Raw genomic sequence first — 19,942 nt, 5'->3', positions numbered from 1 at the left:
CTGCGGAGGTCTGGTTCAGGCTGACGGAGCCACCGTGTGGCCGTAGCGCAAAAGATTCTCCGGGTCGTACGTCGACTTCGCGCGCCGCAGACGGTCGTAGACCTCCGGGGTCCAGGCGCGGGCGCGGTCCTTCTCGTCGCCCGGGGTGCCGTGCAGGTTGACCAGGGTGCGGCCGGTGCCGTACGCGGCCATCGCGGAGTTGAGGGCGGTCGTGGCGCGTTCCACCGCCTCGGCCATGGGGGGTGCCGCCAGGACGCCCACCGCCTCCAGGAGGTACTCGGCGTCCCGGGCGCAGACCGCGTCCGCCACGGCTGCGGGGCGGGACAGCGCCGCGCCCATGTGCCGGAGCTCGACCATCAGGAGCGGGAAGTCACCGGCGCCCGCCGCCGGGCCGGCCTGGTCCAGGAACGTGTCGATCGCCTGCGGTGTCAGCTCGCGCAGCAGGATGCAGGACTCGCGGGCCGGGAGTGGGTCCTGGGGGTCCAGGTAGATGCGGTCCACCGCCGCGTAGTCCATCTCCTCCACCGTGTCGATCACGACCGGTGCGGCCTCGCGGAGCGGGGTGAGGAGGTCCTGGCCCGCTGCCGTCTCGCCGGTCCAGGCGAGGCAGACCCTTGCCCAGAAGCCGCCCCGGAAGGGTTCGGGGATCTCCGGGAAGGGCGGTAGGCGCAGGATGCTGAAGGTGCTGTTCATCTCCGGCGGGATGTTCTGGGTCCAGGTCGCCCAGGTGGTCAGCAGGGGCTCGGCGTCCTCGCCCGCGCAGTAGATGCCGCCGCCGAGGATGCGGGGGAGCGGGAGGAGTTCGGTGACCAGGGAGGTCACCACTCCTACGTTGCCCTTGCCGCCGCGCAGGGCCCAGAAGAGGTCGGGTTCCGTGTCGGCGTCGGTGTGGTGGGGCGTTCCGTCGGGGGTGACGACCTCGAAGGAGCGGACCTTGTCGGCGGCGTAGCCGTAGGTGCGGCCGAGGACCGGGAGGCCGCCGCCGAGGGTGTAGCCGACGACGCCGGCGTCGGTGGAGGAGCCGTTCAGGGTGGCGAGGCCGTGGGGGGTGGCGGCGGCCAGGACGTGCCGCCACTTCGCGCCGGCGTCGATTCTCGCGGTGCGGGTGTCTTCGTCGACGTGTACGCCGGTCATGCGGGTGGTGTTGATCAGCAGGCCGTTCGCTATGGGGAAGTTGGCGCCGTGGCCGGTGGCCTGGACGGTGACGGGGGTGTGGGTGGCCGAGGCCCAGCGCAGGGCGATGACGATGTCCTCGGCGCGGGTGGCACCGACGACCACGTCAGGGGTGTGCAGGGCGGCCAGGTTGAAGCCGGTGACTTCGTCGGCGTAGCCGGGTTCGCCGGGGTGGATGACGGGGCCGTGGATCTGGTTGAGGGTGGGGTGGGTGTCGGGGGTGTTGGGGGTGTCGGGGGTGTTGGGGGTGGCAGCCATGGTGTCCTCCTGCCTTGTTCTTTCAGCTTGGACCTGGGGGTGGGGTGGCGCATGTGGGGGTGGCGCGTCGGGTCCTTGGGCGGCTGCGGGTGGGTGGGGGCGGGCGTTTTGCGCAGTTCCCCGCGCCCCTGGATGCCTGCGGCGCAGCTGCGGCCCCGGTGGGGGCGGGTGTAGCGCGTGCGGTGTGGTGGGTGGGTCGGGGCCGGGGTGGGGGGTGTCCGTCCTCGGTCCGGCGGTTGCTGTTGCTTCGGCTGTACTGGATAACGGACGCCGGCCGCTGCGGGCGGACACCCCCCACCCCGTCCCCTTCGCGCCGTACGCGGCGAACGGTCCGTCGTGGCGCGCGAGGTGACGATCGGGCTGTCGTGGCGCCGGTGACTGCAACTCCCCAGGGGCGCGGGGCTGTATCGATGTGCGGCTACCGCCGCGCGGGCGCGACCAGCCCCCACGGGCCTGCAGACGCGCAAGGACCCGACCTGGCACCCCCGTAGGCGACCGGCCCAAGCCCAGCGCAGCTGCCCGCAGCCGCACGACAACCCGACCCGGCACCCCAGTGGGTCCGACGGGGCGTCGGCAAAGGGGCCCGCGAGGCGGGCGTAGCTTAGGTGTATGACGACGTACGGATCCTTTCCCGGCACTCGGCCCCGGCGGCTGCGGACCAACCCCGTCATGCGCCGCATGGTCGCCGAGACCCGGCTGCACCCCGCTGACTTCATCCTCCCGGCGTTCGTGCTGGAAGGGGCGAGTGAGCCGGTGCCGATCTCGGCGATGCCCGGGGTCGTGCAGCACACGCGGGACAGTCTGAAGAAGGCGGCCGCGGAGGCCGTGGCGGCCGGGGTGTCGGGGATCATGCTCTTCGGGGTGCCGGAGGAGTCGAAGAAGGACGCTCTCGGAACGCCGGGCACCGACCCCGACGGGATTCTGCAGGTCGCCATCCGGGACGTACGGGCCGAGGTCGGGGACGACCTGCTGGTGATGTCCGATCTGTGTCTCGACGAGACCATCGACCACGGGCACTGCGGGGTGCTCGACGCGCAGGGGCGTGTCGACAATGACGCCACCCTCGAGCGGTACGCCGAGATGGCCCAGGTCCAGGCCGACGCCGGCGCCCATGTCGTGGGGCCCAGCGGGATGATGGACGGGCAGGTCGGGGTCGTCCGGGACGCGCTCGACCAGATCGGGCGGGAGGACGTGGCCATCCTGGCGTACACGGCCAAGTACGCCTCCGCGTTCTACGGGCCCTTCCGGGAGGCCGTCGCGTCGTCGTTGAAGGGTGACCGCAAGACCTATCAGCAGGACCCTGCCAACGCGCGGGAGTCGCTGCGCGAGCTCGCCCTCGATCTGGAGGAGGGTGCCGACATGGTGATGGTCAAGCCGGCCGGGCCCTACCTCGACATCCTCGCGCGGGTCGCGGACGCGGTCGATGTGCCCGTCGCCGCGTACCAGATCTCCGGTGAGTACTCGATGATCGAGGCCGCCGCCGAGAAGGGCTGGATCGACCGGGACCGGGCGATCCTGGAGACGCTGACCGGGATCAAGCGGGCCGGGGCGCAGAACATCCTCACCTACTGGGCGACCGAGGTGGCTCAGAAGCTCGGCTGACGAAGCCGCCGGACGGCGTGTCGCGGCAACGGTTCGAGCTCGGTCCGGATACGGGCGGGGCTCGTTCCGGCCAACGTCTGGATAACGGCGCCCACTTCGCTCGGTGATCTTCTGGTGTTGTGTCCGTAATGCGCAACCGGATGTGGCGGATTTGTCGGGCTGCGTCGAGCCTTCGCCTTGATGAACTGCTTACATCCGTCGAATTGACGAGTTCCCGACATCCTCCATATCTTCTGCGCCTGGCCTGATCCATTCGGAACGGTTCCGAGCGGCGATCTATGGGGGGACACCACCATGAGCTGGTTCATCGAGGTTCTCAAGAAGTACGCGGTCTTCAGTGGGCGTGCGCGCCGCAAGGAATACTGGATGTTCGCGCTGTTCGCCGGGATCATCTACGTCGTGTTCGCCGTCCTCGGCGTCGTCACCAAGCAGTCGTGGCTCGTGGCCATCCCCTACATCGCCTTCCTGCTGCCCGGCCTGGCCGTCACCGCGCGCCGTCTGCACGACACGGGCCGCAGCGGCTGGTGGATCCTGTTCGGCATCGTGCCGCTCGTCGGCGGCATCACGCTGTTCGTCTTCTCGGTGCTGGACAGCGAGCCGGGCGACAACAAGTACGGCCCGAACCCGAAGGCCCTCGCCCCCGCGCACGTGTGATGACGTAGCTCTGCTCCGAAGGCCGCCCGGTCAGTGCCGGGCGGCCTTCTGGTTTTCCGCGGAGCTCACCGCGGCCGCCTTGTTGTGGGCCGGGCCCTCGTCGCGTACGCCCTGGCCGTCCTTGCAGCCCGTGAGGGTGAGGAGCACGAGGAGGGTCAGCAGGGCGAGGGTGGTGGGGGTGTGGGGTCGGGTGGGCATGGGATCAGGCTGCGGGGGAGCGGGAGCGTTCGCCAGCCCTGGCGGGGGATTCGGGACGGCCTTGTGCCGGGTACTGGTCTGACCTGCGGAGACGTGGCTTCCCGAGTCCCTTTCGTGGGATGCGGGACGGCTATCTCGGGCACTGGGCACCATCAAGTCGCCCGGGGAGTTAGGTTCTTGACGATCGCGGTGGTTGTCCGTCGAAGGACCGACACATTCACAGGGGAGACGCCCATGTCCGGTGACGCGCTGAGCCAGGACCCGGCCGAGCTGGCCAGGAGGATCGACACCACGAAGGCACACCCGGCCCGCGTCTACGACGTCTTCCTCGGCGGCAAGGACAACTACCCCGCCGACCGTGAGGCGGCCGCCGCCGCGCTCGCCGCCAATCCCCGCGGCTACCTCGACGTACGCCACAACCGTGACTTCATGCGCCGGGCCGTCGACAGGCTGGCCGAGCGGGACGGCATCCGGCAGTTCCTCGACATCGGCACCGGACTGCCGACCGCGGAGAACGTCCACACGATCGCCCAGCGGATCCGGCCCGACGCGCGGGTCGTGTACGTCGACAACGACCCGGTGGTGCTGGCGCATGCCCGCGCGCTGCTCACCAGCGGACCCGAGGGGCGTACGGACTACATCGACGCCGACTTCAAGAGTCCCGCGCAGATCCTCGAACAGGCCGCCAAGACCCTGGACTTCGACCAGCCGATCGCCCTGTGCCTGGTCGCGATCCTGCACTTCGTCGAGGACGACAAGGCCTATCCGATCGTGCGGGAGCTCGTGGAGGCCCTGCCCTCCGGCAGCCGGATCGTGCTCAGCCATCTGACCGACGAGATGCACCCCGAGCCCACCCGCGCGGTCCAGCGGACCTACACCGAACGCGGGTTCACCTTCGTGTTCCGGTCCAAGGCGGAGGTGGAGCGGTTCTTCACCGACGTGCCGGGTGTCTCCCTGGACGAGCCCGGCGTGGTGCCCGCGCATCTGTGGCACCCCGGGCCGGCGCCCGCGCCGCCGGCCATCGACGCCGAGGACTTCGCGTCCCTCGACGACATCGAGAAGATCCGCTACCGGGACATCAACGATGTCACGGACGACGACATCAACGTCTACGGGGCGACCGGCACCAAGGCGTGAGCGGGTGCGTGACGTCCGTATCGCGGAAAGGTGCTTGTAGGCGGCATTCATTTGCTTAGGCTGCGCTGGACCCAGTCGTCGCAGTTCGCAGTCCGCAATTGAAGGAGCCGTGCCATGACGGTGCCCACGTTCGCTTCCGTGCCGCCGCTCGCCATCCGGGCCCGGTCGGTCGGTGGGTCGCCCGTACGGGACATCCTCGCCGTCACCGCCCGTCCCGAGGTGATCAACTTCGCGGGCGGGCTGCCGGCGCCGGAACTCTTCGACGCCGAGGGGATCGCGGACGCCTTTCGGGCGGTGCTCGAGGAGGTGCCCGAGCGGGCGCTCCAGTACTCGACCACCGAGGGTGAGCCCGTGCTGCGGACGGCTCTCGCGGAGCGGATGTCGGCCCGCGGGCTCGCCACCGGCGCCGACGACGTCCTCGTCACCACCGGCTCGCAGCAGGCCCTGTCGCTGCTGGCCACCGCGCTGATCGAGCCCGGGGACACCGTGCTCGTCGAGAGCCCCTGTTATCTGGCCGCCCTTCAGGCCTTCGGGTTCGCCGGCGCCCGGGTGGTGGCCGTGCCGGGGGACGACGAGGGGCCCGATCCCGTGGCTCTGGAGGAACTCGTCGTGCGGGAGCGGCCCAAGCTGCTCTACACCGTTCCCACCTTCCAGAACCCGACCGGGCGGACCATGTCCGCGGGGCGCCGGGCCGCCGTCGCGTCCGTGGCCGCGCGGTGCGGGCTGTGGATCGTCGAGGACGACCCGTACGGCGAACTCCGCTTCGAGGGCGAGCGGGTGCCGTGGATCGCCTCCCACGAGGAGGTCCGCGACCGGGTCGTGCTGCTCGGGTCCTTCTCCAAGGTCATGGCCCCCGGGCTGCGGCTCGGCTGGCTGCGGGCGCCCGGCGAGCTGCGGCGGGCCTGCGCGGTCGCCAAGCAGGCCGCCGATCTGCACACCCCTACCGTCAACCAGCTCGCCGCCGCGCGGTACCTGTCCGACCGGGACCTCGACGCGCACGTGCGGCGCGTCGCGTCGGTGTACGGGGAGCGGCGGGACGCCATGCTGGCGGGGCTGGCCGACGCCCTGCCCGAGGGGTCGACCTGGACCCGGCCCGAGGGCGGCATGTTCCTCTGGGCGCGGCTTCCGTCGTCGTACGACACGACCGCGCTGCTTCCGCAGGTCGTGACGCGGGATGTGGCCTACGTCCCGGGGGCGCCCTTCTACGCCGGTGAGCCCGACCGCTCGACCCTGCGGCTGTGCTTCGTGACGCAGACGCCGCAGGAGATCGGGGAGGGGCTGCGCAGGCTGGGGGAGGCGTTCCGGGCGGCTCAGGTCGAGGCCTAGGGCGAAGGTCTGAGAGCTGGTGCTGCTGTGGTCGGCGGACGGTGGGCGGGTCGCCTGCCTACGGTGGAGGCATGGCCGATGACACTGTGCGGGACCCGGGATTCGACCTCGGTGAGTATCTGGCGCGGATCGGGTGGGAGGGCGAGCGGCGGGCCGACCTCACGACGCTCGCGGGGGTGCACCTGGCGCACCTGCGGGGCATCCCCTTCGAGAACCTCGACGCCCTGAGCCGCAGCGCGCCCTCCCTCGAACCCGGCGACCTGATGGCGAAGCTCGTGCGGAGCCGGCGCGGCGGGTACTGCTACGAGCAGAACACGCTGCTCCTGCTCGCCCTGGAGGAGCTCGGTTTCCGCGTGACCCGGCTGACGGCCCGGGTCGTCCTCGGTGCGGACACCGTCGAGAGCCGGCCCCGCACCCACATGGCGCTGCTCGTGGAGATCCCCGGCGACCCGCAGCCCTATCTCGCCGACGTCGGGTTCGGGGCGATCGGCGCGCTGCTGGAACCGGTGCCGCTCCGGACGGACACCGAGTTCCTCGACGCCGGGCGTCTCCACCGGCTGGTGCGGGTGCCGCACCGGGGGCCGCTGGAGCTGTGGGTGCTCCAGGCCCACCACGAGGACAGGTGGGCGGATCAGTACGCCTTCACCCTGGAGCCGTTCGAGAAGCCCGACTTCGAGGTCATCAACTGGCACATCGGGACCAACCCGCGCTCACCCTTCACCCAGCGGATCTACGTCCAGAGCGTCACCGCCGAGCGCCATCTCCTCCTCCACGGCAGCGTGCTCACCGAGACCCGCGCCGACGGCACCGTGAAGAAGCGGGAGCTGACCGACGAGGCGGAGGCACGGCGGCTGTTGGAGGAGGAGTTCGGGATCAGCGCGCCGCAGGGAGCGCGTCTGCTCCCCGGCTGACTCCGGTCAGTCCCACCAGGTCAGTCCCACCAGGTCAGTCCCACCAGAAGGACCAGACCCGCTGCCCCAGCACCGCGTGCTCGGCGTACTCGCGCAGGGTCTCGTGGTGCCCCTGGGTGATGTTGTCCGGGCAGAACGCGAAGTGCTCGGCGGCGATCGCCTCCGCCTCGGCCTGTGTCGTGGGCGGGGCGGCGACGGACAGCACCAGTTGGTCGAAGCCGAGCGCGAGCACGCGTATGCCGAAGCGGTCCTCCCAGGAGCGGAGGACCGCGCAGATACGAGCGGTGTCGCCCTCGAAGTTCATCGGTCCCGTCCAGCCGATGGCCGCCGGGATGTCCGCGCTGCGGCGGGCCGGGACCAGGGCGAGGCGCGGCTCCTTGAACCACGAGCCCTCGTCGAGGAGCGCGTCGGCCGTCTCGGCGGCGCGGCGGTCCGGGTCGATGCTCAGGGAAGCGGCGGCCGGGGCGGGGCCGGGCCATGCCTCGTCGTAGGGGGCGATCGTCTCGTCGCGGTCGTCGGGCTCCTCGATCGCGTACGCCCAGTACTCCGCCAGCAGCTCCTCCGGGTCGTGGTCCCCGGGGTACGACATCTCCCCGGGCATCAACTCCCACTCGTCGGGCCCGCCCTGGCTGCCGCCGACCTCTATCAGCACCGGCAGCAGGCCCGCTCGCGCGGCCGGGGTGCCCAGTGCGGTCCAGGCTCCTGAGGACGCGGCGTACTCGGCATGCCACAGCAACGGTTCGTGCCACGGACCGTCGTCGGTCTCGTCGATCAGTCTCCCGAGGGGGAGCCCGAGTCCGAGCGAACGACCGCTCGGGTCTGCCGCCAGGGTGGGCAGCGGGTTGGGAAGAGTCGCCATGTCAGTGACTGTAGGGGGCGCCACTGACAATGGCCGACGGCCCTACTTGAGACCGGTGGTGAAGGCGGTCCAGGTGGTGGGCGCTACCCGGAGGGTGGGCTCGGGGTTTTTGGAGTCGCGGATGTGGATGGCTTGGGGGCAGAGGGCCACTTCGAGACACTGGCCGCCCTCGCTGCTGCTGTAGGTCGACTTGAACCACTGAAGTGCCGTGCTCATTGCTCTCCTAGCAGACGGTCCAACAGGCGTCTGGAGTCCTCGATGGTGAGGGCCTGAGTTCGCAGCATCGCATATTTGCGCGCGAGGATGGACACCTCGTTTGCGTCGGATACCCACTGGCTGCCGCGCTGGGACTCGGTGTAGGCGAGGTGTTGGTGGTCGGGGGTCTCCAGGAGTGTGAAGGGGCCTGCGTCCCCGGCGTGCGAGGTGCGGTTCAGCGGCAGGATCTGCAGGGACAGACAAGGGAGTTCGGCGCACTCGCGCAGGAAGCGCACTTGGTCCACGTGCGTCTCGCGGCCGCCTGTGGGCATGAGGAGCGCGGGCTCCCAGACCACGAAGCTCAGGGTCGGCGGGACCTTGCGACCCAGGATCTCCCGTCGGCCGACGCGCGCCGCGACCTTCGTCTCCAACTCGTCCGAGTCGTACGCCGGAACACGTCCGCTCAGCAACGCGCGCGCGTACGGCTCGGTCTGGAGCAGTCCCGGCACCACCAGGGCGTCGTACCAGGACAGGGCGATGGCCTCGCGCTCGTGCTCGACGTACAGCTCGGCCCACATCGGGAACTGGTCGATGTCCGGCAGGTTGGCCACCCCTGCCTCCAACATCCCCTTCGTCTCCAGGACTTCGTCCAGCAGCGTGGCCAGGTCCGGTTTCAGCGTCCGCCTGCCCTGCTCGATCGACGCGATGGTCTCCTCGTCGACGCGGACCAGGTCGGCGAGGGCGGTCTGGGTGTGGCCCGCGGCGCGGCGGGCGGTGCCGAGTTGTTTGCCTAGCATCTTCATGGACGTGAGGTTCTTCGGCCGCGGCGTCTTCCTGGCGCTCATGACGGTCTCCCTCCCCCTCGGGACGCGTACGTCACCCGATGCGAGCCCGTACAAAAAATCTGTACGGGTTCACCGAGTGATCCACGGTAGTCACTCTCCGCAACTCTCGTCCCGTGAACGAGACGACCCGACTACCGCTCCTGCGCGAGAGGTTCTTCCGCCGCGAACGCCGATCCGCCCAGGCCGCACGCCGGTTCACGGCCGAGGCCCTGGCCGGCTGGGGCCTCGCGGAGACCGCGCGGGCGGACGACGTACTGCTCTGCGTGAGCGAACTGGTGACCAACGCGCTGCTGCACGGCGTACCGCCCGGGCGTCAATTGAGGCTGTTCCTGCGGTACGACGTGAGCGGTCTGGTCGTGGAGGTGCACGACAGCGGGGGCGGTGTGCCGCAGGTCGTCGACGACGGGGACGAGGGTGGGCGGGGCTTGTTGCTGGTGGCCGCGCTGAGTGACAAGTGGGGGGTGCGGGAGCGGGAGTTGGGGAAGGCGGTGTGGTGCGAGTTCGCGTAGCCGTAGCCCGGTTGTCGGTGGGTCCCGATACCTTGGGGATCAGTACGACGTAGGGGGACGGGATGGTCGACCAGCCGATGCTCGCGCAGTTGCACTTCGGGCGTGAGGATGCCGAACGGGATGTGACCGAGGGGCTGTTGCTGTGCGGCGGCTTCCTGTCGAACGCCGCGTACCGGGGAGCGCTCAGCGGGCGCAAGATGCTGATCATCGGGCGCAAGGGGTCCGGGAAGAGCGCCATCTGCATGCAGCTGATGTCCGACGGCGAGGGCGGGCACCGGGGCGGGAAGGTGCTCGTCACCCCTGACGAGGCGGCGGGGGAGGAGATCCGGCGGTTCGAGCTTCAGGGGCTGCCGGGGGACTCGGCGAAGGCGCTGATCTGGCGGTATGTGTTCGCCGTACACGCCGCTCGGCATCTCGTCGACCATGCCAAGGGCGCACATGACGGCGGCCACAAGACCGACTCGGTCAAGGCGCTCGGGCGGTTCCTCAAGCAGAACGGCGAGGCGCCGGGTGGGGGCGGCCGGCTGGTGGAGCGGCTGGCGCAGGGGGCCCGGGGGCTGCAGACCTCGCTGGCGCTTGAGGCCTTCGGGGTCAAGGCGAGCGTGGATCTCGCCCAGTCGCCGTCCGAAGGGGCCCGCGCGGCCCGGCAGTTGGAGATCGTCGAACAGGGAGTGGCGCGGGCCTTCGAGGATCTGGGGTGCGACGGGGTCGTCCACCCACCGCTGCTGCTCATGGTCGACCAGCTGGAACAGGTGTGGTCCGTCGAGCCGGACAGCAATTCCATGGTGATCGGGTTGCTGCTGGCGGCCAAGCACGCGGCGAGCCTGTATGGCCGGTCCGTGCGCTTTCTGCTGTTCCTGCGCGCCGACATCTACGACTCGCTGTCCTTCGGGGAGGGCGACAAGTTCCACGGGGACGAGCTCAGGATCGCCTGGACGGAACAGGCCCTGAAGGACCTCGCGTTGGCCAGGGCGCGGGCCTCCGCCGGGGAGGAGCTGACCGAGGAGCGGCTCTGGAAGGAGCTGTTCCCGCAGACGGTGGGCGGGGAGGAGATCACAAGCCACGTCTTCGGGCGCTGCCTGCCGAGGCCCCGGGACGCCATCCAGTTCCTCAACCTGTGCCAGGAGAAGGCCTGGCTGGACCATGAGCGGGACCGGATCACCGAGGCGGACGTGGCGCAGGCGGGCCGGCAGTTCTCGGAGTGGAAGCTCAAGGATCTGACCTCGGAGTACCTGGTCGCGCACCCGTTTCTCAGGAACCTCTTCCCGCTGTTCCAGAACACCGGGTACGTCGTCACGCGCGCCGCGCTCACCCGACGCTTCGAAGCGGCCGCCGAGACCCTCCACCACGACTTCCCGGCGTACGCCAACGCGTTGACGCTGCCCGGGATCATCGACGTGCTCCACGGGGCAGGGTTCCTCGGGGTGCGGCGCGGCAACGACGTGGTGTACGCCGGTGACGACGGGCTGCCGGTCCAGCCGCACGAGACGGAGTTCCAGGTCCACCCCTGCTTCCGGGCGGCGCTGGGTGCGACGACCGCCTTCGACCTGCGGCGCTATGAGCCCCAGTTCGCGGACGCGCGCATCGCGTCGGGCAACTACAGCCCCGGCGCCTCGGGTTCGTCCTCCCTCAACCGCGACGACCGGCTCCTCATACAGGTCGCGCGCTCCTGCCACTCCATCCTCGCGCAGGTGGGGCGGGCGGTCGCCCTCACCCGGGACGTCAGGGACGAGATCACGCTCCAGGTCAGCCGTGTCCTGGGTGAGGCCAACCGCATCCCTCCGGGGGCCGCCGCCTCCGCAGGCGTCGACGTGGACGACTACCTCCTCACCACCGCCCAATACTTCACCGGCCTCGCCGCCGAACTCCGCGACTGCGGGCTGGAGGAGAGCACGGGCGTAGGGGACGTGGCGCGCCGGATGGAGGAGGAGGCACGGCGGTTGCGGCGGTCGGCGGGCGGGTCGTACGGCAGCTCGGGGGACTCGTCAGGGTACTGAAGGCGCCATACTCGTAGGGGAGTTGCGGGACGGGGCGCCGACGGGGGAATGGATCCGTGCTGAACAAGGTGGTTGCCGGGCGGTTTCGGATCAACGGGCTGCTGGGCTCCGGTGGCATGGGGCAGGTCTGGGCCGCCGAGGACGTGCGGATGCGGCGGGAGGTCGCCGTGAAGGTCGTACATCCGCAGCACGGCATGGGCGAGGCCGAGACGCAGGCCCGGTTCCAGCGCGAGGTGCAGCTGGCGGGGAGGCTGTGCCACCAGAACATCGTGACCGTGCACGACTGGGGCGAGGTCGAGGGCGACGGCGGGCGCGAGACCCTCTACCTCGTCATGGAACTCGTGCGGGGCGTGCCGCTCGGCAAGCGGATCAAGGACACGGTGCTGCCCTGGGCGCTCGCCGTCGCCTGGGCCGCGCAGATCGCCCAGGCGCTGGACGCCGCGCACCGCCAAGGGGTCGTCCACCGGGACATCAAGCCCGCGAACGTGCTGCTCACCGACGAAGGGGTGGTGAAGGTCCTCGACTTCGGGGTCGCGAAGTTCATGGGAGAGACCCTCGGGGCCCGCGATCTCACCGTCACCGGGGCGCCGCTGGGCTCACCGATGTACATGTCCCCCGAACAGGCCCAGGGGGTCCGGGAGATCGACCACCGCAGCGATCTGTACTCGCTGGGCTGTCTTCTCTACCACGCGGTGACGAGTGGGCCGCCCTTCACCAGTGCCACGCCGTGGGCCGTACTCCGGATGCAGATCGACGACCCCCCGGTCCCGCCCCATGTGCGGCGCCCGGACCTTCCGGCCCCGCTGAACGACCTCATCCTCCAGCTCCTCGCCAAAAACCCCGGGGACCGGCCGGACAGCGCCGCGGCCGTCCACGAGGCCCTGGTCACCATCCTGGTCGAGCACGCCCTGATGCCGCCCGGCGGAGACATCCTGGACATCGCCGAGCCGGAGCTGGGGCACGCCCTGGGCGTCTCCGGGCGGTTCTTGAGGGCGGCACGGGCGGAGGCGGCGCGGATCGTCGAGGAGGCGGAGGAGGTCACGGCCGTCGCGGCCCGCAGGGCCAAGCTCATGGTCGAGACATTCAGGCGCGAGTTGGGCCACATGGTCCGACGCACCGAGGACATCGACGCGGAGATCGACAGAATCGTCGCGCCGATGTCCGAGGAGGACTACTACCAGGTCTTCAGGCAGTCGATCGACGGCAGCTTCCCCTCCGCGGCGGAGTTCGGCGCGAACGTGATGGCGATATACGGCATCACGCTCCCGCCGGACGACGCCCGGCGCATGGTCCTGCGCTTCGGCAACCGCTTCACCGCGGAGCTGGAGGAGGACCACATCGCCTAGTTCAGAGGCGCTCGGGGGTCCTGATGCCCAGCAGGGCCATGCCCTTGTGCAGCGTCCGGGCCGTCAGGTCGACCAGGAACAGACGGTTCTCCGTCTGCTCCGGGGTGTCAGCCTTCAGGACCGGGCACTGGTCGTAGAACGTCGTCAGGTGCGACGCCAGCTGGTACAGGTACGCGGCCAGCCTGTGCGGTGCGTACTCCGCGGCCGACTCGAACACCGTGTTGCCGAACGCGTCCAGGTGAAGGCCCAGGGCCCGCTCCGCCGGGGCGAGTTCGAGCTCCGGGTGCGCGGTCGGGGCGGCGCTCGCGCCCGCCTTGCGCAGGATCGACTGGATACGCGCGTACGCGTACTGGAGGTACACGGACGTGTCGCCGTTCAGCGAGACCATCTGGTCCAGGTCGAACTTGTAGTCACGGTTCGGCGACGTCGACAGGTCCGCGTACTTCACGGCGCCGATCCCGACGTACCGCCCGTTCTCGACGATCTCCTCCTCGGTCAGGCCCACCTTCTCGGCCTTCTCGCGCACGACCGCGGTGGCCCGCTCGACCGCCTCGTCCAGCAGGTCCTCCAGCTTGACGGTCTCGCCCTCACGCGTCTTGAACGGCTTGCCGTCCGCACCGAGCACCGTGCCGTAGCCCATGTTGTGCGCGGTGACACCGTCGGACAGCCAGCCGGCCCGGCGGGCAGCCTCGAAGACCATCTTGAAGTGGAGCGACTGGCGTACGTCCACGACGTACAGCAGTGTCGTCGCGTGCAGGTCGGTGACCCGGTTGCGGATCGCCGTCAGGTCGGAGGCCGCGTAGCCGAAGCCGCCGTCCGCCTTCTGCACGATCAAGGGCACCGGCTGGTCGTCCTTGCCGCGGATCTCGTCGAAGAAGACGACGAGCGCGCCCTCGGAGCGGACCGCCACCCCCATCTCCTCCAGGAGGCGGGCGGTCTCGGGCATGCCCTCGTTGTACGCCGACTCGCCGACGATCTCCTCGTCGCGGATCTCCATGTCCAGCTTCTCGAAGACCGAGTAGAAGTAGACCTTCGACTCGTCCACGAACTGCTGCCAGAGTTCGAGGGTCTCCTTGTCACCGGACTGCAGGGCCACGACCCGCTTCCGCGCCCGCTCCTTGAACTCCTCGTCGGAGTCGAAGACCACACGGGACGCCTTGTACACCCGGTTCAGGTTCGACATGGCCTGCTCGCCGTCGACCTCGTCCGGGGGGGCCAGCTCGCCCGGATTCTCGATCAGGTACTGGATGAGCATGCCGAACTGGGTGCCCCAGTCGCCGATGTGGTGCCGGCCGATCGTCTTCTCACCGGTGAAGTCGAGCATGCCGCGCAGGGCGTCGCCGATCACCGCGGAGCGCAGGTGCCCGACGTGCATCTCCTTCGCCACGTTCGGCTGGGCGTAGTCGATCACCGTGGTGCCGGACTCGTCCTTGAGCGGTACGCCGAGACGGTCGCCGTCCTCGTAGCGGGCGGCGAGGTTCTCGGTGATCGCCTTGTCGGTGAGCGTGACGTTGAGGAAGCCGGGGCCGGAGACCTCGACCTCCTTGATCACGTCACCGGTGACGATCTGCGACACCACCTGCGTGGCCAGGTCCCGCGGGTTCGCCTTGGCCTTCTTGGCGAGGGCGAGGATGCCGTTCGCCTGGAAGTCCGCCCGGTCGCTGCGTCGGAGCAGGGCGTCCGCGGAGGCCTCCGGCAGGGAGGCGGAGATCGCGGAGGTGAGCTGCTGGTTGACGGCGTCGCTGAGGGACGTGACCGGGGCCATGGGAGTGGGTGCCGTTCTCCTCGGGGGATCAGATAGACACGGTCAGTATCCCATGGGGTTCGGAACTGCTGGCGACGTAGTGAGCAGAGTGAGTGTGGGTGAGTTTGGGTGAGTGCCGGGGGTGGATGTGTGGGGCTGGTCGTCCGCGGTACGCCGGGGATGTTCGCTGCTGCCGTGGGGGTATCTGAGGTCGAGGCCCTTAGGGGAACGGGAGTTCTTGGGGCGAACGGGTGACCTTTGCGGGGGGCGCTCGTTGACTGCGGTGACGGGGTCTCGAACTGCGGGCGGAGGTGAAGGGGTGGGCGGGCTGCGGGAGGTGGTGGCGTCCTTCGTGGTGCCCGCCTCGACGGGGGTGGCTGTTCGGGACCGGCTGCGGGTGTCGGATGCGGACGCGGCGGTGCTCACCGAGGCCGGTGTCTACCTGGGGTCGCTGGCGGCTGGTGATCTCGCGGAGCGCTGCCGGCAGGGGCCGGCGCATGATGCGGTCTCCTGGGCGGTGCGCAAAAGGTCGCTGACCGGGAGGTCGTCGGCTCGCTGGGCAGGCAGTATCACCAAGGCCACACACGATCAGTGGGCGCTGGCCCGGCGCGGGCAGGCCGCCCACATGGCCTGGCTGCGGGGGCAGATCGCGTCCATCGAGGCGCGGCTGGCCCGGCCCCTGGGTGCCAAGGCCGACAAGCGGGACGGCTTGGCCCGCGGGTACGGCTCGCGGGGCGAGTGGCATGCCAAGTCCCGCCGTCTGCATGCGTTGAAGGCCCGGCTCGCGGTGGTGGAGGCGGACTGGACGGCAGGCCGGGTGCGGGTGGTGCGCGGCGGCAGACGCCTCGCGAACGTCCGCCACCACCTTCAGGCGGCCGGACTGGACGAGCAGGCATGGCGGGAGCGGTGGCGGGCGGAGCGGATGCTCCTGTCCGCGGACGGGGAGACGGGCAAGCGCTTCGGCAACGAGACGATCCGCGTCACCGACACCGGACAGGTCTCCCTCAAGCTCCCCGCTGCGCTGGCCCACTTGGCGAATGCCCCGCATGGCCGGTACGTCCTCGACGCGACCGTGGAGTTCCGGCATCGGGGGCAGGAGTGGCTGGATCGGATCACCGTCAACCGGGCGGTGGCCTACCGCATCCACCACGACACGGCACGCGGCCGCTGGTATGTCACGGCGTCCTGGCAGCGCGCCGCCACCACCGCCCTGCCGCTTCAGGCGGCCCTGGCCCGGGGGGTGGTGGCCGTGGACATGAACGACGACCACCTCGCCGCCTGGTACCTCGACGTGCACGGCAACCCGGTCGGCGAACCCCGGCGCTTCTTCTACGACCTCACCGGCAGCACCCAGCACCGGGACGCGCAGATCCGGCACGCGCTGAGCAGGCTGCTGCACCACACCCGGCGCTGCGGGGCCGCCGCGATCGCTATCGAGGACCTCGACTTCAGGGACGGCACCAGCCGCGAGAAGCACGGCCGCAACAAGCGTTTCCGCCGCCTCATCTCGCGTTTCCCCACCGCGAAGCTGAAGGCCCGCCTCGTGTCGATGGCCGCCGAGCAGGAGATCGCGATCGTGGCTGTCGACCCCGCCTACACCAGCCGCTGGGGCGCGCAGCACTGGCGGAAACCGCTGACCACCCCGACTCGCAGGATTTCCCGGCACGATGCGGCGAGCATCGCGGTCGGGCGACGTGCCCTCGGGCATCCGATCCGGCGACGGACGGCACCGCCCCACGACAACCAGAGTGATCGTCGTGGGCATCGGACCGTCCAGGCCCGACCGGACACCCGCAGGCGCGAGGAAACCCGCCCCCACATTCCCGGACCCCGCACCGGATGCGCGCCGCCCGGCAGTGGAGCGAAAGCGGGCGACCAGGGTGCCCAACACCGTACGGGGCACCCGGCTGAGCACCGCTCCTGGCAACAGGACTCACTCCGGCTCAGTCCTCAGGAACGGTAAAGCGGTTTTCTCCGGCGCGGGGCGGTCTGGGAGAATGGAGTCTCCATCAACGCCATCAGTAAAAAGAGGACGTGCCGATCGTGGCTCAGAGCACCGAGACCACCGACTGGGTCTCCCGTTTCGCGGATGAGGTCATCGAGGAGTCGGAGCGTCGGGCCCCCGGCAAACCCGTCGTCGTCGCCTCTGGGCTCTCCCCGTCCGGCCCCATCCACCTGGGGAACCTCCGCGAGGTCATGACCCCCCACCTCGTCGCCGACGAGATCCGGCGCCGCGGACACCAGGTGCGCCACCTCATCTCCTGGGACGACTACGACCGCTACCGCAAGGTGCCGGCCGGCGTCGCGGGCGTCGACGAGTCATGGGGCGAGCACATCGGCAAGCCGCTGACCTCCGTGCCCGCGCCCAAGGGGTCCGCACACCCGAACTGGGCCGAGCACTTCAAGGCCGCCATGACCGACGCGCTGGCCGAGCTGGGCGTCGAGTTCGACGGGATCAGCCAGACCGCGCAGTACACCTCCGGCGTCTACCGCGAGCAGATCCTGCACGCCATGGCGCACCGCGGGGACATCGACGCGATCCTCGACCAGTACCGGACCAAGAAGGCCCCGGCCAAGAAGCAGCAGAAGCCGCTGGACGAGGCCGAGGTCGAGGCCGCCGAGGGGTCCGGCGCGGCCGCCGAGGACGACGGGTCCTCCGGGTCCGCCGGGTACTTCCCGTACAAGCCCTACTGCGGCAACTGCGAGAAGGACCTCACCACCGTCACCTCCTACGACGACGCCACGACCGAGCTGTCGTACACCTGCAACGCCTGCGGGTTCTCCGAGACCGTCCGGCTGAACGAGTTCAACCGCGGCAAGCTGGTCTGGAAGGTCGACTGGCCGATGCGGTGGGCGTACGAGGGAGTCGTCTTCGAGCCCTCCGGTGTCGACCACTCCTCGCCCGGCTCCTCCTTCCAGGTCGGCGGGCAGATCGTCGGGATCTTCGGCGGGAAGCAGCCGATCGGGCCGATGTACGCGTTCGTCGGGATCTCCGGGATGGCCAAGATGTCGTCCTCCCGCGGCGGGGTGCCCACACCGGGCGACGCGCTGAAGATCATGGAGCCGCAGCTCCTGCGGTGGCTCTACGCCCGCCGCAGGCCCAACCAGTCCTTCAAGATCGCCTTCGACCAGGAGATCCAGCGGCTCTACGACGAGTGGGACAAGCTGGACACCAAGGTCGCCGAGGGGGCCGCCCTGCCGGCCGACGTCGCCGCGCACTCCCGCGCGGTGCGGACCGCCGGCGGTGAGCTGCCCCGGACGGCGCGCGTGCTGCCGTACCGGACGCTCGCGTCCGTCGCCGACATCACCGCGGGCCACGAGGACCAGGCGCTGCGGATCCTCAGCGAGCTGGACCCCGACAACCCGCTCTCGACGCTGGACGAGGCCCGGCCCCGGTACGACAAGGCCGAGGCCTGGATCAACACGCAGGTGCCCGCCGACCAGCGGACCATCGTGCGCAGCGAGCCCGACGCCGAGCTGCTGAAGTCCCTCGACGAGGCCGCTCAGCAGTCCCTGCGACTGCTGCTGGACGGGCTGGCCTCGCACTGGTCGCTCGACGGGCTCACGCACCTCGTGTACGGCGTGCCCAAGGTGCAGGCCGGGTTCCCCGCGGACGCCACGCCCAAGGAACTGCCGGCCGAGATCAAGACCACTCAGCGGGCGTTCTTCGCCCTGCTCTACCAGCTGCTGGTCTCCCGGGACACCGGGCCCCGGCTGCCCACGCTGCTGCTGGCCGTCGGGCAGGAGCGGGTCCGGGCGCTGCTCGGCCAGTAGACGGTGACGGCAAGGGGCCCTCGCTTCCGGCGAGGGCCCCTTCGCTATGCGATGTGGTCTTCCTGGAGCTCCGCCGTGTGGCGGTTGGTGAATCGCTTGACCATGCGCTCGGCATCGCGCTGCGGGAGCGTGACGCCGTAGGTCGCCTCCACGTCTCCCCGGAGCTGGCCCGGGGAGGGGTAGCTGCCGTCGATCGACTTCTTGAAGACCTGGTAGAAGTCCTCCTCGGTCGGCTCCGGAGTACCGCCGCCCTCGCCCAGTTCACGGGTACGGCCAGTGGTCACCGGGATCGGAAAGCTGCCGGTCTCCTCCATCGAGGGCTCCCTGGGAGGCTCCTCGTACTGGATCTGCTGCAACTCGTACTGCTCTGCCTCGAGTTGTTCCTCGTACCAACGCTCGTACTGCTCAGCGGGGTCGTAGTTCGGGTTGTAGCCGCCCTGGTACTCGATCTGCTGGGGCGCTTCGAACCAGGGGCTCGACTCGGGGTCGGGCGCGGTCTCGGCTTGCGGTGGCTGCGGGTTGCCGTTCAGCTGCAGGCGCTGCTCGCCCGCAGCCGCCGCCCGCTGCGGGTCGGAAGCCGCCCCGGCGCCACTGCCCGCAACCGCCTGGGGCGCCGGCGGAAGCAGGGCCGGTTCGATTCCCGCCGCCGCCAGGCCCGCAGGAGCCGTCTCCGCCAGAGGGACGCCGTAGCGGGCCAGACGCAACGGCATCAGGGACTCCACCGGCGCCTTCCTGCGCCAGGCCCGGCCGAAGCGGGAGTGGAGACGGGCCTGATAGACCAGCCGGTCCTGTTCGAGCTTGATGACCTGCTCGTAGGAGCGCAGCTCCCACAGCTTCATTCGGCGCCAGAGGAGAAACGTGGGGACGGGGGACAGGAGCCAACGGGTGAGGCGGACCCCCTCCATGTGCTTGTCCGCCGTGATGTCAGCGATCCGGCCGATCGCGTGCCGGGCCGCCTCCACCGACACCACGAACAGGATCGGGATCACCGCGTGCATACCCACACCCAGCGGATCCGGCCAGGCCGCCGCGCCGTTGAAGGCGATCGTCGCGGCCGTCAGGAGCCACGCCGTCTGGCGCAGCAGCGGGAACGGGATGCGGATCCACGTCAGAAGCAGGTCCAGGGCCAGCAGGACACAGATACCCGCGTCGATGCCGATCGGGAAGACATAACTGAAGTTCCCGAAGCCCTTTTGGATGGCGAGCTCACGGACGGCCGCGTACGACCCCGCGAAGCCGATGCCGGCGATGATCACAGCGCCGAACACGACCACGCCTATGAGAATGCGATGCATTCGAGTCAGCTGCATGGGCGCGGACACCCGTACTCCCCTCCCTGTGCGTGTTGTTGCGCGCAACAGAGTGGCACATGTGTGCTGCGCACGGGTGACCGGTACGTACCGTCAGTTCTTCT

General features: G+C 70.0%; 17 protein-coding genes. 10 read left to right on the top strand and 7 right to left on the bottom strand.

What is annotated here, in order from left to right:
• Positions 1 to 15 precede the first annotated feature (15 nt).
• Positions 16 to 1,431: an FAD-binding oxidoreductase gene (locus tag AQJ46_RS09450; RefSeq protein ID WP_059205088.1), complete on the bottom strand. Its 1,416-nt coding sequence runs from the start codon at positions 1,429 to 1,431 to the stop codon at positions 16 to 18.
• A gap of 609 nt (positions 1,432 to 2,040) precedes the next feature.
• Between AQJ46_RS09450 and hemB the strand changes: the two genes are divergently transcribed.
• The gene (gene hemB, locus AQJ46_RS09445; RefSeq protein ID WP_057608119.1) at positions 2,041 to 3,033 is read left to right on the top strand and encodes a porphobilinogen synthase; all 993 of its coding nucleotides are present in this window, start codon (positions 2,041 to 2,043) and stop codon (positions 3,031 to 3,033) included.
• A gap of 294 nt (positions 3,034 to 3,327) precedes the next feature.
• A complete protein-coding gene (locus AQJ46_RS09440; RefSeq protein WP_059205087.1) occupies positions 3,328 to 3,687 on the top strand; it encodes a DUF805 domain-containing protein in 360 nt (119 codons plus the stop codon).
• Positions 3,688 to 3,717: 30 nt separating this feature from the next.
• Here AQJ46_RS09440 and AQJ46_RS56155 read toward each other — a convergent pair whose 3' ends face one another.
• Complete coding sequence (locus AQJ46_RS56155) at positions 3,718 to 3,885, bottom strand: hypothetical protein (protein WP_167368203.1); 168 nt, start codon at positions 3,883 to 3,885, stop codon at positions 3,718 to 3,720.
• A gap of 234 nt (positions 3,886 to 4,119) precedes the next feature.
• Here AQJ46_RS56155 and AQJ46_RS09435 point away from each other — a divergent pair, with 234 nt between their 5' ends.
• The 3 genes from AQJ46_RS09435 (at position 4,120) to AQJ46_RS09425 (ending at position 7,259) form a co-directional block, all read left to right on the top strand.
• Positions 4,120 to 5,022, top strand: a complete 903-nt coding sequence (locus AQJ46_RS09435; RefSeq protein ID WP_059205086.1) for an SAM-dependent methyltransferase — start codon at positions 4,120 to 4,122, stop codon at positions 5,020 to 5,022.
• Positions 5,023 to 5,136: 114 nt separating this feature from the next.
• A complete protein-coding gene (locus tag AQJ46_RS09430) occupies positions 5,137 to 6,348 on the top strand; it encodes an aminotransferase-like domain-containing protein (protein WP_059205085.1) in 1,212 nt (403 codons plus the stop codon).
• 71 nt (positions 6,349 to 6,419) lie between these two features.
• On the top strand, positions 6,420 to 7,259 hold the full coding sequence (locus AQJ46_RS09425; protein ID WP_059205084.1) for an arylamine N-acetyltransferase family protein: 840 nt from the start codon (positions 6,420 to 6,422) through the stop codon (positions 7,257 to 7,259).
• A gap of 34 nt (positions 7,260 to 7,293) precedes the next feature.
• Here the strand turns inward: AQJ46_RS09425 and AQJ46_RS09420 are convergent, their stop codons facing one another.
• Genes AQJ46_RS09420 through AQJ46_RS09410 form a run of 3 tightly spaced genes read right to left on the bottom strand, consistent with a single transcriptional unit; the run spans position 7,294 to position 9,158 of the window.
• Entirely contained in the window at positions 7,294 to 8,118 is an 825-nt protein-coding gene (locus AQJ46_RS09420; protein ID WP_059205083.1) for a DUF4253 domain-containing protein, read from the bottom strand.
• A 42-nt stretch (positions 8,119 to 8,160) separates the two neighbouring features.
• Positions 8,161 to 8,334, bottom strand: a complete 174-nt coding sequence (locus AQJ46_RS09415; protein WP_059205082.1) for a DUF397 domain-containing protein — start codon at positions 8,332 to 8,334, stop codon at positions 8,161 to 8,163.
• Positions 8,331 to 9,158, bottom strand: coding sequence for a helix-turn-helix domain-containing protein (locus AQJ46_RS09410; protein WP_059205081.1), 828 nt, complete (start codon positions 9,156 to 9,158; stop codon positions 8,331 to 8,333). The genes AQJ46_RS09415 and AQJ46_RS09410 overlap by 4 nt, the downstream gene beginning before the upstream one ends.
• Before the next feature lie 113 nt (positions 9,159 to 9,271).
• On the opposite strand from AQJ46_RS09410, the gene AQJ46_RS09405 reads away from it, so the two are divergent.
• From AQJ46_RS09405 to AQJ46_RS09395, 3 genes are all read left to right on the top strand, one after another.
• Positions 9,272 to 9,667, top strand: a complete 396-nt coding sequence (locus AQJ46_RS09405; RefSeq protein ID WP_059205080.1) for an ATP-binding protein — start codon at positions 9,272 to 9,274, stop codon at positions 9,665 to 9,667.
• 62 nt (positions 9,668 to 9,729) lie between these two features.
• The gene (locus AQJ46_RS09400) at positions 9,730 to 11,664 is read left to right on the top strand and encodes a P-loop ATPase, Sll1717 family (RefSeq protein ID WP_059205079.1); all 1,935 of its coding nucleotides are present in this window, start codon (positions 9,730 to 9,732) and stop codon (positions 11,662 to 11,664) included.
• A 56-nt stretch (positions 11,665 to 11,720) separates the two neighbouring features.
• Positions 11,721 to 13,010 carry a serine/threonine-protein kinase gene (locus tag AQJ46_RS09395; protein ID WP_079072191.1) on the top strand — a complete coding sequence of 430 codons (1,290 nt, stop codon included), beginning with the start codon at positions 11,721 to 11,723 and terminating at the stop codon, positions 13,008 to 13,010.
• A gap of 1 nt (position 13,011) precedes the next feature.
• On the opposite strand, the gene argS is transcribed toward AQJ46_RS09395, so the two are convergent.
• Entirely contained in the window at positions 13,012 to 14,775 is a 1,764-nt protein-coding gene (argS, locus tag AQJ46_RS09390) for an arginine--tRNA ligase (RefSeq protein WP_059205078.1), read from the bottom strand.
• 298 nt (positions 14,776 to 15,073) lie between these two features.
• Between argS and AQJ46_RS09385 the strand changes: the two genes are divergently transcribed.
• Positions 15,074 to 16,717, top strand: a complete 1,644-nt coding sequence (locus AQJ46_RS09385; protein WP_225887279.1) for a transposase — start codon at positions 15,074 to 15,076, stop codon at positions 16,715 to 16,717.
• A 71-nt stretch (positions 16,718 to 16,788) separates the two neighbouring features.
• Complete coding sequence (lysS, locus tag AQJ46_RS09380) at positions 16,789 to 18,528, top strand: lysine--tRNA ligase (RefSeq protein WP_059205077.1); 1,740 nt, start codon at positions 16,789 to 16,791, stop codon at positions 18,526 to 18,528.
• A 44-nt stretch (positions 18,529 to 18,572) separates the two neighbouring features.
• Here the strand turns inward: lysS and AQJ46_RS09375 are convergent, their stop codons facing one another.
• Complete coding sequence (locus AQJ46_RS09375) at positions 18,573 to 19,838, bottom strand: DUF2637 domain-containing protein (protein ID WP_208616897.1); 1,266 nt, start codon at positions 19,836 to 19,838, stop codon at positions 18,573 to 18,575.
• Positions 19,839 to 19,942 lie beyond the last annotated feature (104 nt).

This window comes from Streptomyces canus (assembly GCF_001514145.1).
Classification (GTDB): Bacteria; Actinomycetota; Actinomycetes; order Streptomycetales; family Streptomycetaceae; genus Streptomyces; species Streptomyces canus.
The sequence above is the reverse complement of the archived record's forward strand: the minus strand, read 5'-3'. Positions and strand labels throughout refer to the sequence as shown.